The sequence below is a fragment of the Pseudomonas sp. FP1740 genome (assembly GCF_030687165.1).
Classification (GTDB): domain Bacteria; phylum Pseudomonadota; class Gammaproteobacteria; order Pseudomonadales; family Pseudomonadaceae; genus Aquipseudomonas.
Window position 1 is genome coordinate 4,798,756 of record NZ_CP117461.1, and the last position, 12,458, is coordinate 4,811,213.

The window sequence follows — 12,458 nt, forward strand, 5'->3', positions numbered from 1 at the left end:
CTCTTGACTAAACTATCAAATTTTTAACCCTTCCTCATTCAAAACCTAGTTGACACGTAGTCCATTTCTTTTTCAGCTGTAGGACTTTTCCTATATTGCTGCTATCGGCTTGTCAGTTCATGCGCCCCCTCAACTACTGAGCTAAGGTGCGCGCTTTATTTGTGCACGTATGGGATTTGATTATGAACTCCGTTTTTATTGTCGACGATCACCCTGTCATCCGCCTTGCCGTTCGAATGCTGCTGGAACATGAAGGTTACAAAGTCGTCGGTGAAACTGACAATGGCGTCGATGCCATGCAAATGGTGCGCGAATGCATGCCCGACCTGATCATCCTCGACATCAGTATTCCCAAACTGGATGGGCTGGAAGTGCTCTCACGTTTCAACGCAATGAGCACGCCATTAAAAACACTGGTGTTGACTGCACAATGCCCAAAACTTTTTGGTATTCGCTGCATGCAGTCAGGTGCATCAGGGTATGTATGCAAACAGGAAGAGCTCAGTGAACTGGTAAGCGCGATCAAAGCAGTATTATCAGGTTACAACTACTTCCCCAGCGAGGCCTTGAACCCAGTTCGTTGTGACGACGCACAGTGGGCAGACCTGGACTTGTTCAAATCCGTAAATGATCGAGAGTTGATGGTATTACAACTTTTTGCCCAAGGCCGCACCAACAAGGAAATTGCCAAGGGCATGTTCCTCAGCAACAAGACTGTCAGCACCTATAAAAAACGACTTATGCAGAAACTCAAAGCCAAATCTCTGGTTGAACTCATCGATATGGCAAAACGTAACGCGCTAGTGTGAGGAACAGGATGCCCAGTCGTTTGAAGGATTATCTAAGACTCATGGTCACGGCTTTATGCATGAGTACCCCGGTGCTCGCGGCGCAGACAGCCAGTGAAAACTACACCCTGCTCAGTCGCTCAACGACCGGGCACATGGAAGTCCGACTGGATACCTCACAACGACAATGGGTCAAAGACAAACGTGAATTGATCCTGGGCACGTCAGGCCCGGATTATCCGCCTTTCGACCTGACCCTCAGCGGCCACGACTACGAAGGTTTCACCGCCGACTACGCCGGCATCCTCGGCAAGGTGACGGGGCTGCCCGTCAAGGTTCAGCGCTTCGCGTCCCGAGGGGCTGCGATCGAGGCACTGGAAAAGGGTCAGGTCGACATGCTCGGCACCGCCAACGGGTTCGAGGCCGACAATGCCGACATTGCGCTGTCCATCCCTTACGCAGTGGATCAACCCGTGCTGGTCACACGGGAAGGAGAAACCCGATCACTGACAGATGGACTCGCCGGCCTGCGGCTTAGCATGGTCTATCACTATCTGCCCCTGGACGAAGTCAGGGCGCTGTATCCGAAGGCAATCATCACCTCCTACCCGTCCTACCAAAATGCAATCAACGCGGTTGCCTTCGACCAGGCCGACGTTTTTCTCGGTGACACCATTTCAACTCATTACATGATCAACAAGGGGTATCTGAACAACATCCGCATGGCCAACTTCGGTAAACACGAAGCCCATGGTTTCAGCTTTGCCGTACAGAAGGACAACCCGGACCTGCTCGGGATCATCAACGCGGTACTCAAGGCCATCCCCACCAGCGAACGGGAAAACATCGCCAAACGCTGGAGTGCCGGCAGCGACATTCTTCTCACCGATCAAAAACTGCAACTCACCCACCAAGAAGAACGCTGGCTGGCGCAACATCCGGTTGTGCGGGTGGTGGTTAATGAAGCATTTGCGCCGCTGACGTTTTTTGACAGCGACGGCAACTTTCGGGGTGTCACGGCTGACCTGCTCGAACTGATCAGACTGCGCACCGGTTTGCGGTTTGAGATCCAGCGCAGCCGAAGCGATGACGAGATGGTCGAGCAGATCGCTAACCGGCAGGCCGACCTGATCGCCGCCCTGCTCCCCAGCGCACAGCGTGAAACGATGTTGAACTTCAGCCGCCCTTATCTGGAAAACTCCTTTGTTCTGCTGACACGCAAAGCGGCCGACAGCCCGACCAATCTCAACCAGCTGCAGGACAAACGCCTGGCTATTGCCCAAGGCAATCCACTGGTGGATTACCTGCGTAGCGAGTTTCCGCGGATCAACCTGGTTGAAACTCCAGACACGTTCAGTGCCGTGGAGTTGCTCGCCGAGGGCAAGGCAGAAGGTGCTGTGAACTCATTGGTGATCGCCAACTACTTCATCTCATCGCGGATCTTCGAGCGGACACTTCAGATCACCACCACCATTGGCACCCAACAGGCGGCATTTTCCCTGGCGACCGGGCGCGACGCCAAAGAACTGAATGCCATCCTCGACAAAGCGCTGTTGAGCATCGCACCGGAAGAGCTGGGTATCATCAATAACCGCTGGCGTGGCTATTCGGCGGCCTCGCAAAGCACCTGGCGCAACTATCACAGAGTGTTCTATCAGATCGTTACCGGTGCTGGCGTACTGCTGCTGATCTCCGTTGCCTGGAACGCCTATATGAGACGCCAGATAAAACAGCGGCAGGCGGCGAAAGAACGTGCCGATGAAGCCAACCGGGCTAAAAGCACCTTTCTGGCAACCATGAGCCATGAGATCCGCACGCCGATGAACGCGATCATCGGCATGCTGGAGCTAACACTCAAACGTATTGATCCTGGCCATCTGGATCGACCGGCCATCGACGTCGCGTATCACTCGGCAAAAGACCTGCTGGAACTGATCGGGGACATTCTCGACATCGCGCGCATCGAATCCGGACGTCTGAGCCTGAGCCCGGAACGCGTCAATCTGGCTGAAGCCGTGGCCTCGGTGGTGAGGATCTTCGACGGTCTGGCCCGGCAAAAAAATCTCGGACTGCACCTGGCATTCAACCCTGCTAAACCTGCGACCGATGTCCTGTTGGACCCGATGCGTTTCAAACAGGTGCTGTCCAACCTGGTCAGCAATGCAATCAAGTTTACGCAACAGGGTCAGGTCAGGATCAGCCTCGAGTTGCAACCGACCGAGGAGCCCGACCGCATGCAGCTGCAGTTGCTGGTTGAGGACAGTGGCGCCGGGATCAGCGAGCAGGATCAGCAGCGACTGTTCGAGCCTTTCGTCCAGGCTAATAACTCCGCCCAGTTAGCCAGGGGCGGTACGGGGCTGGGGCTGGTGATCAGCCGCAATCTGTGTGAAATGATGGGCGGCAACCTGCAATTGAGCAGCCAGCCCGGGGTCGGTACTCAGGTTCGGGTTTCGCTGAATCTGGCAACCCTGCCGCCCGTACAGATGCCGGAAATTGTCGAGCCACAGATTCACCAGAGCGCTGTCCCCTTGAACGTTCTAGTGGTCGATGATCACCCGGCCAATCGCTTGCTGATGTGCCAGCAACTGGAGTTTCTGGGGCATCGGTTCAAGGTCGCAGCAGATGGCGAGGCGGGATTGGAGGCGTGGAAAGATCAGCCATTCGACCTGGTGATTGCCGATTGCAATATGCCTATCATGAATGGATATGAGATGGCTCGTGCCATTCGCCAACATGAACAGCGCATGCAGCGCCCCGCCTGTACCGTTCTGGGTTTCACCGCTAATGCGCAACCGGAGGAAAGACAACGCTGCAAACAAGCCGGGATGGACGATTGCCTGTTCAAACCTCTCAGCCTGACAGCCTTAAGCCAATGGATCGAAGGCATTGCACCGACGGTTCGCGACCCGGCGTTCAGTCTGGAGGGGCTGCACCTGTTAACCGGTGGCAACCCGGCACTGAACCGGCGATTGTTGACCGAGCTGCTGAATAGCAACTACCTGGATCGGCAAACGCTGCTGACGTTGTCCCGGTCAAACGACCGGCAGTCACTCCTCGACATTGCCCACAAAATCAAGGGCGCGGCGCGAATCGTCCAGGCCTCCCGACTGATCGAAAGTTGCGAGGCGCTCGAAAAGGCCTGCCATAACAGGCCCCACCACGATCAAGTGGCCGATTGCAGCAAGTCCATGGAGCGCGCCATGCTCGAACTGGATCACGCGTTGCGACAACAGCTCGCACGCCACGACAAACAGCAGAATGACGGAGCGTTAACTATGCTGGAAGGCTGAGCAGTGTGTTCATCGTCATGGAGAAATCTGCAATGCCCAGCCCACTGCGCCCGGACCAGCGCCGATTTCCCCTGCACATCCATATCAGCGTGATGTTCACGTTCCTGCTGTTGCTGACCGGGGTGGTACTGGGCATTTTCAACTATCGGCAAACCACACGGATCATTCTTTCCAGCAGCGAAAAGCTCTTCAATCGCATCGAGCAGGATGTCCGTCTGGACCTGCATCGCACCTATGAGCCGATTCGTCATCTGCTGAGCCTGCTGGCGGACAATCCGGCAACCCAGGCGCCCGACCTTGAGCAACGCCTGGCGTTGCTCAAGCCCTTCAGTCAATCACTCACGGACAACCCCGATCTGGCCTCGCTGTACCTGGGTTACAGCAATGGCGACTTCTTCATGGTTCGCCCCCTGCGCAGCGTCGCCCTGAAAACGCAGCTCAAGGCACCGGACACCGTGGCGTATCAGGTATGGAGCATCGAGCATCCAGGCGGCGGTCAGGTCCGCTCCCAATCCTTGTTTTTCGATCAGAACCTGGCCCTCGTCAGCCGCCTGGACAACCCCGACGAAATCTACGATCCGCGCACCCGCGCCTGGTTCTCCAGCGCCCGCAGCGACCGTGATCAGATCACCACCGAGCCCTACCTGTTTTTCTCCACCCACAACGTCGGCACAACCCTGGCGCGGCGCAGTGGTGAGCAAGCGGTGATGGGCGCCGACCTTACACTGGCGGAACTGTCGGCTACCCTGGCCAAACATGTGGTGACGCCCGGCACCGAAATAGTGCTGCTCGATGCCGAGGGTAATGCCGTCGCCTACCCCGACAGCAGCAAACTGATCGTCGACGACCAGACGGCCCGGCTGATCAAAGCCGCCGACCTGAGCCCCAGCCTCGCGGCCCTGCTCACCAGTTCCCCTGAGATCAATCGCCTGAACGCTGCGGGTCGTCAATGGATCGCGGCGCGTAGCAGCATGCAGGAGGGTGGCCCCCAGGGGCTGCAACTGGCGCTGCTGGTGCCGGAAGACGAATTGCTCGTCGATGCCTACCGCATGCGCTGGCAAGGCGCGCTGATTACCCTGGCAACGCTGCTGTTGTGCCTGCCCATGGGTTGGCTGACCTCGAGGGTCCTGGTCACCCCCCTGCGCGCCTTGGTGCGGGAAGCCGATGCGATTCGCAGTTTCGATTTCAATTTTCCGGCCAGCCGTCGCTCGCCGGTGCTGGAAGTCGACCAATTAAGCGTGTCGATGGCACGCATGAAAGACACTCTGGCGAGTTTTTTCCGGATCACCGACAGCCTGAGCGCCGAAACCCGTTTCGCCCCCTTGCTGCAACGGGTGTTGTTTGAAACCGTGCAGATCGGCCAGGCCCAGGCCGGTCTGATCTACCTGCGCGAAGGTGATGAAAATCGCGTGGAACCTCATGCGCTGGTCATCAACGGCAGTTCACAGGCCTTGCCGTCATTCGACATTCAAGGACACGTACCCCAGGATTCGCAGAGCCCTCAGTGGATGCAAACACTGTCGACCGCCGACAATGTCGTCACCTCTCTGGGCTTCGAACAGGCGGGAGATCTGCAGAAAGTCTTGCTCGCGCTGGAGTGCCCGCGGGTTCATCTGGTCGGTATTCGGCTACACAATCGTCATAACGAAACCGTGGGTCTGCTGGTCCTGTTGCTGGCCGACAGCGGCGCACAAGACGACCTGGAAAAACTGCGCCCGGATCGCATCGCGTTTCTCCAGGCGGTATCTGGCGCGGCCGCCGTGAGTATCGAAAGTCAGCGCCTGCAAGCCAGGCAAAAACAGCTGCTGGACTCATTCATTCAGCTGCTGGCCGGCGCAATCGATGCCAAGAGTCCCTACACCGGCGGGCACTGCCAGCGAGTACCGGTACTGACGCTAATGCTGGCACAGGCGGCCGCTGCCAGTCAGGCCCCGGCCTTCCGTAGCTATCAGCCCAGCGAAGATGAATGGGAGGCGTTGCACATCGCCGCCTGGCTGCATGATTGCGGCAAGGTCACCACCCCTGAATACGTAGTCGACAAAGCCACGAAACTTGAGACCCTGTACGACCGCATCCACGAAATCCGCACCCGTTTCGAAGTCCTCAAGCGTGATGCCTGGATCAATTATTGGCAGGCCATCGCCCTGGGGGGTGACGAGTCGCCTCTGGCGCAATTGCGCAATGCGAGCCTGGCGGCGCTGGATGATGATTTCGCGTTCGTGGCGCGCTGCAACCTGGGCAGCGAGGCCATGGCCGAGACCGATCTGCAGCGGCTGAACACCATCGCCCAACGTACCTGGACCCGAACCCTGGACGATCGGCTAGGCGTTTCGTGGGAAGAGAACCGGCGCCAGGCCCGGACCCCGGCGCCGACCCTGCCGGTCAGCGAGCCACTGTTGGCGGATAAACCCGAGCATCTGCTCGAGCGCGCCGACAGCGAACTGATCCCGGACGACAATCCCTGGGGATTCAAGCTCGACGTGCCGCGATACAAGTACAACCGGGGCGAACTTTACAACCTGAGCATCGCCCGAGGCACCCTGACCCGCGAGGAGCGTTACATCATCAATCACCACATGGTGCAGACGATCCTGATGCTCAGTCACCTGCCCTTCCCCGGTCACCTCAATAACGTCGCGGAAATCGCCGGCGGCCACCACGAAAAAATGGACGGCACCGGTTATCCCAAACGCTTGAAGCGCGAAGACATGAGCCTGCCGGCGCGGATGATGGCGATTGCCGATATTTTCGAAGCGCTGACCGCCGCCGATCGCCCCTACAAGAAAGCCAAGTCCTTGAGCGAAGCGCTGGGCATCATGGCCACCATGTGCCGTGACGCCCACATCGACGCTGAATTGTTCGGGCTGTTCATCAACGACGAAATCTACTTGCAGTACGCCAGCCAATTCCTGGAGCCACAACAGATCGATGCCGTCGACCCGACAAGCCTGCTGATCAAGGCCGGCTTGAAGGGCTGATCAGCAGTCGGTCAGACGCAGGAAAATCGCCGCCAGTTGCTCGATTCCGGCCTGATCGTCAGCGGTAAAACGCGCCAGCTTCGGGCTGTCGAGGTCCAGCACGCCGATCAGTCGACCGTCCTTGACCAACGGCACGACGAGTTCACTGTTCGATGCGCTGTCACAAGCGATGTGGCCGGGGAATTCATGTACGTCTTCGACCCGCTGGGTCTGCAAGGTGGCAGCGGCAGCCCCGCAGACGCCGCGACCGAATGGAATCCGTACACAGGCGATCTGCCCCTGAAATGGGCCAAGCACCAGTTCTTCGTTGCGATTAAGGTAGAAACCGGCCCAGTTCAGGTCATCGAGCTGGTTGAACACAAACGCGGAAAATTGCGCGGCGTTGGCGATAAAATCACGCTCGTCCGCCAGCAACGATTCCAGCTGTGCCCATAGCATGCCGTAGCCCTCAAGGCCCTGGCCGCTCTTTTGTAAATCGATCATGCCTTTTGCTCCAACAGCTTCAGCCCGACCCAATAGCGGGCAAATTGATACGCGCAACGTCCGTTGCGATTACCCCGGCCAGTGGCCCAGCGCACCGCGAGGATGTCCAACTCTTCGTCACGCTGCCACTTGAGGCCGGCCTTGTCGGCCAATTGGCCGATCCAGTGCTCGACGACGTTGAGGAAATGTTCCTGAGTAAACGGATAGAACGACAGCCACAGGCCAAAACGGTCCGACAGCGCGATCTTGTCTTCCACCGCCTCATTGGGATGGAGCTCGCCATCGACCCTTTTCCAGTTTTCGTTATCGCTTTCCTTTTCCGGCACCAGATGGCGACGGTTGGAGGTGGCGTACAGCAGAACGTTATCTGGCGCCTGCTCGAGAGAGCCATCGAGTACGCTCTTGAGCACGCGATAATCGCCCTCGCCCGACTCGAACGACAGGTCATCGCAGAACAGCACAAACCGTTGAGGCAGCTTGGCAATCTGCTCGACCACCCGCGGCAAGTCCGCCAGGTGATCGCGCTCGATCTCGATCAGCCGCAGGCCGTTCTTGGCGTGTTCGGCCAGCAAGGCGCGCACCAGCGACGATTTACCGGTGCCCCGCGAGCCCCAGAGCAAGGCGTGATTGGCAGGCATGCCGTCGAGGAACTGTTGAGTATTGCGGCCCAATTGTTCAAGTTGCCGGTCAACGCCGATCAGGTCGGACAGGCGCATGTCGAGGCTGACTTGCAGCGGCAACAGAAAACCGTTGCGACCCTCGCGTTGCCAGCGTGCGGCCAGGCAGTGTGTCCAGTCGACAGTTTGCCGAGGCGCCGGCAGCAGCGGTTCGATACGGGCGAGAACGGCATCGGCGCGTTCAAGAAAAGCATTCAATCGGGAATCCACGTCTTCTCCTCGGGCACGTTCACAGTGATGATGGCGGTACAGCGACGAAACACAGCATCCGATGCCCGGCCAACACCCCGTACAGGTGTTTTGCGAGAACATCGGTATCCATTGATGATCGACTATGCTTGAGCAGCGAAGGGAAACGGAAGTGGTTCAACATCCCATGGATATCAAGTTCAGCCAGCGGCTGTCGTACAAGCAAGCCAAGCTTACGGTGCTGGTCGGTTTCATTCTGGGCACGCTGCTCAGCCTTGTGCAAATAGGCATCGATTATGCCAGCGAAGACGCCTCCATCAACCGCGAAATCCTGTCTTTGCTGGAAATCAGCCATAACCCCGCGTCTCGCATCGCCTACAACATCGACGCCGAACTCGCCCAGGAGCTGATCCTGGGCCTGCTGCGCTCCCCGGCGATCATCGGCGCGAAATTGACCGACAACAACAATACCGTGCTGGCCAGCGCCAAACGTCCGGGCCTGGAAAACAATTACCGGGTGCTCAGCGACTTCCTGTTCGGCGCCAACCGACAGTTTGAAGACCGTCTTTACCTCGACCACTTGCCGGACGAATCCCTCGGGACCTTGCACCTGGATGTCGATACCTACACCTTCGGCAGTCGTTTCCTGCGCCGGGCCGAAGTGACCCTGCTCAATGGCTTCGCGCGCAGCCTGATCCTTACGGGCATTCTGCTGGCGCTGTTTTACGTGATGCTGACCAAACCGCTGGTACGGGTCATCCGCGAACTCAGTGGTCGTGATCCGCGCAGCGCGGAGCCGACCTGGCTGGAGTATCCGGCGGGGCATGAAAACGATGAAATCGGCGTCTTGGTCAAGGTCGCCAATCAACAGTTCGATAACATCGCCACCGAGATCCAGCAGCGGCGCAATGCCGAAAACCGCCTGACCGACTACCTCTCGCAACTGGAAAATATCGTCTCGGCCCGTACGGCGGAACTCAAGGCCATCAACTCCCGGCTCAGCCAGTCCAACGAGGAACTGGAAGTCGCCCGCCGCACCGCCCTGGACATGGCCGAGGCACGCTCGGTGTTCCTGGCCAACATGAGCCATGAAATCCGCACGCCTCTCAACGGTCTGCTGGGGATGATCGCGCTCTCGCTGGACGGCCCGCTCAATGCCGAGCAGCAGCAACAGCTGTCCATCGCCCATGACTCGGGCAAAGTGCTGGTGGAGCTGCTCAACGATATCCTCGACCTGTCAAAATTCGATGCCGGCCAACTGGAACTCGAACACATTCCATTCGACCTTGGCTCGCTGATCGAAGACACCGCCAACCTGCTGTCCCAGAACGCCGCGCCGAGCGTCGAGCTGACGTGCCTGATCGACCCGCAATTTCCCGCGCTGGTACTCGGTGATCCGACCCGGGTCCGGCAGATCGTCAGCAACCTGTTGTCCAACGCCCTCAAGTTCACCCGCTTCGGGCGGGTCGATGTGCGTCTTTCAACGTTCGAAGATGGCGTGCGAATCGAGGTCTGCGACACTGGCATCGGTATCGCCCAAGACGCGCAGGTCAAAATCTTCCAGCCCTTTACCCAGGCCGGTGCCGGCATTACCCGGCAATTCGGCGGTACCGGGCTGGGCCTGGCGCTGACCTATAACCTCTGCGAAGCCATGCAGGGGCGTCTGACGATCAGCTCGGAAGCAGGCTTCGGCAGTCAGTTCTGCGCCGACCTGCCGCTGCCCTGCCACACTCGCGCCATCCCGCCAGCAGCTCTGCAAGGCAACATCGTCGCGATCACGGCCGCCAGCAGCGGTCTGGCAGAACTGCTACAGAATCTATTGCCCGAATGGGGGCTCGGCTATCAACAACGTTCCATCGATGACCGATTGATCGGCCTGAAACCGGATGTGTTGATCACCGACTGCCCCGAATGCCTGTTTGGCCTGCGCCCGACTTTTACCGCGCCGATTCTGCTGGTGACCGCTTACGGCAGTTTCCTGCCCAGCGAGCAAGCCAGCGCCCTGGCACCTTTGCAGCAACAGGCGCGACCGTTGGCGCGCAACGCGCTTTACCAGACATTGCGACGGATCCTGCAGCCGGAACTCAACACGATCAACGGTGCCCGGGTCGAAGTCCTCTCGCCCCAGCGACGCGGGCGCATCCTGCTGGTGGAGGACAACCCGGTCAATCAGCTGGTGGCCAAGGGCATGCTCGGCAAACTCGGCTGCGAGGTGAGCGTCGCGGCCCATGGCGCCGAAGCCCTGGATCAGCTCGAACACAGCGAATTCGACCTGGTGCTGATGGACTGCAACATGCCGGTGATGGACGGTTATGAAGCCAGCCGGCAGATCCGTCGCAGCGGGCGCTGGCCACAACTGCCCATCGTCGCCCTGACCGCCAACGCCATGTCCGAAGAACGCGAACGCTGCCGTGCGGCGGGCATGAGCGACTACCTGGCCAAACCCTTCCGCCGGGAAGAACTGGCGGCCCTGCTCGACTTGTGGATACCCACTACGACAGCGATTTGATGTGCCCCAACAGGTGATCGAGACCATCGCGCAGCTCATTCAGGCGATCCAGATCGACACCGCTATCGCACAACAGGCGGGCCTTGAGCGGCCCGACCTGATCGCGCAAGGCCTTGCCGGTGGACGACAGGCTCAAGTGCACCTCGCGCTCATCGCGCGCCGAACGCTGGCGCTGCACCAGTTGCAGTTGCTCAAGACGCTTGAGCAGCGGCGTCAGGGTCCCGGAATCCAGTGCCAGGCGCTCACCCAGCGCCTTGACCGTCGGCTGCTCCGGCGCCGCCTCCTGCCATTCCCAAAGCACCAGCATCGCCAGGTATTGCGGGTAGGTCAGGCCCAGTTGATCGAGCATCGGCTTGTAGGCACGGATCACCGCCCGAGAAGCGGCGTACAGCTTGAAGCAGAGCTGACTGTCGAGTTTCAGCGAATCGACTGACAACGTGTTCATTTGAGCAGGGCTTCGATCTCGCGGCGCAGCGCTTGCGGCTTGGTGGCCGGAGCAAAGCGCTTGACCAGCTGACCGTCCTTGCCGATCAGAAACTTGGTGAAGTTCCATTTGATGCCCTGGGAACCCAATACACCTGGCGCGCGTTTTTTCAGCTGAACGAACAGCGGATGAGCGCCGGCACCGTTGACTTCGATCTTCTTGAACAGCGGGAAACTCACCCCGTAATTCAGCTCGCAGAACTCGGAAATCGCCCCTTCGTTGCCCGGCTCCTGCTGGCCGAACTGATTGCAGGGAAACCCGAGCACCACCAAACCTTGATCCTTGTAGCTCTGCCAGAGCTCTTCAAGGCCTTTGTACTGCGGGGTGAAACCACATTTGCTGGCAGTGTTGACCACCAGCACCGCTTTACCGGCGAAATCGGCCAGGGTCTTTTGCTCCCCCTTGATGGTGGTGCAAGGGATGCTCAGCAGGTTGTCGCTCATGGCACGAACTCCGAATGAAGGAAGATCAAACATAGCGAGCAATTGAATTGTGTGCAATTTAATAAACCAATAGATGCCCGACACGCGAACATCATTGCAGGAGCTGCCGGAGGCTGCTCCTGCGTACACAAGTCAGACGCACGACATCAGCAGATTATTCGCGGGGAACGAGGTCCAGGCACACCGAGTTGATGCAATAACGCAAACCGGTTGGCGGCGGACCGTCCGGGAACACATGCCCAAGGTGCGCATCGCATTTGGCGCAGACCACTTCGGTACGGATCATGCCGTGGCTGATATCACGGATCTCGACCATCGCGCTGTCGCCGATCGGCGCATAGAAGCTCGGCCAGCCGCAGCCGGAATCGAACTTGGTTTTGGAGTCGAACAGCGGTGCGGTGCAGCAGATGCAGTGATAAACGCCGTCGGTTTTGGTGGCGTTGTATTTACCGGAGAACGGTCGCTCGGTGCCCTTGAGGCGGCAAACGTTGTACTGCTCCGGATCAAGCATGGCCCGCCATTCTTCCAGGGTTTTTTCCAACTTTTCCATTGATACACCTCAGCAGCTGAAAAAGCCCGATCTGTACCTTTTCCACGGATCGGGCGGCACGTATGAT

9 protein-coding genes are annotated in these 12,458 nt (G+C 58.6%); 4 read left to right on the top strand and 5 right to left on the bottom strand.

The window, feature by feature from the left end; translation table 11 throughout:
* The first annotated feature begins 182 nt into the window (after positions 1 to 182).
* The 3 genes from PSH69_RS21370 to PSH69_RS21380 are packed head-to-tail and all read left to right on the top strand — an operon-like array spanning position 183 to position 7,056.
* The gene (locus PSH69_RS21370) at positions 183 to 809 is read left to right on the top strand and encodes a response regulator transcription factor (protein WP_007940027.1); all 627 of its coding nucleotides are present in this window, start codon (positions 183 to 185) and stop codon (positions 807 to 809) included.
* Between the two features lie 8 nt (positions 810 to 817).
* Positions 818 to 4,078, top strand: coding sequence for a transporter substrate-binding domain-containing protein (locus PSH69_RS21375; RefSeq protein WP_370695217.1), 3,261 nt, complete (start codon positions 818 to 820; stop codon positions 4,076 to 4,078).
* Positions 4,079 to 4,110: 32 nt separating this feature from the next.
* A complete protein-coding gene (locus PSH69_RS21380) occupies positions 4,111 to 7,056 on the top strand; it encodes an HD domain-containing phosphohydrolase (RefSeq protein WP_305409741.1) in 2,946 nt (981 codons plus the stop codon).
* Here PSH69_RS21380 and PSH69_RS21385 read toward each other — a convergent pair whose 3' ends face one another.
* Together PSH69_RS21385 and PSH69_RS21390 are read right to left on the bottom strand one after the other, a co-directional pair.
* The gene (locus PSH69_RS21385; protein WP_111455020.1) at positions 7,057 to 7,539 is read right to left on the bottom strand and encodes a GAF domain-containing protein; all 483 of its coding nucleotides are present in this window, start codon (positions 7,537 to 7,539) and stop codon (positions 7,057 to 7,059) included.
* Positions 7,536 to 8,426 (bottom strand): ATP-binding protein, encoded by an 891-nt coding sequence (locus PSH69_RS21390; protein WP_018930014.1) that lies wholly within the window; start codon positions 8,424 to 8,426, stop codon positions 7,536 to 7,538. Before PSH69_RS21390 ends, PSH69_RS21385 begins: the two co-directional genes overlap by 4 nt.
* A 166-nt stretch (positions 8,427 to 8,592) precedes the next feature.
* Here PSH69_RS21390 and PSH69_RS21395 point away from each other — a divergent pair, with 166 nt between their 5' ends.
* Positions 8,593 to 10,914 carry a response regulator gene (locus PSH69_RS21395; RefSeq protein ID WP_111455021.1) on the top strand — a complete coding sequence of 774 codons (2,322 nt, stop codon included), beginning with the start codon at positions 8,593 to 8,595 and terminating at the stop codon, positions 10,912 to 10,914.
* Here the strand turns inward: PSH69_RS21395 and PSH69_RS21400 are convergent.
* From PSH69_RS21400 to msrB, 3 genes are all read right to left on the bottom strand, one after another.
* Positions 10,898 to 11,359: a MarR family winged helix-turn-helix transcriptional regulator gene (locus PSH69_RS21400; protein WP_305409742.1), complete on the bottom strand. Its 462-nt coding sequence runs from the start codon at positions 11,357 to 11,359 to the stop codon at positions 10,898 to 10,900. The two genes, PSH69_RS21395 and PSH69_RS21400, sit on opposite strands and share 17 nt — an antisense overlap.
* Positions 11,356 to 11,841 (bottom strand): glutathione peroxidase, encoded by a 486-nt coding sequence (locus PSH69_RS21405; protein ID WP_018930016.1) that lies wholly within the window; start codon positions 11,839 to 11,841, stop codon positions 11,356 to 11,358. Before PSH69_RS21405 ends, PSH69_RS21400 begins: the two co-directional genes overlap by 4 nt.
* Before the next feature lie 154 nt (positions 11,842 to 11,995).
* Positions 11,996 to 12,391 (bottom strand): peptide-methionine (R)-S-oxide reductase MsrB, encoded by a 396-nt coding sequence (gene msrB / locus PSH69_RS21410; protein WP_019582529.1) that lies wholly within the window; start codon positions 12,389 to 12,391, stop codon positions 11,996 to 11,998.
* Between the last annotated feature and the right edge of the window lie 67 nt (positions 12,392 to 12,458).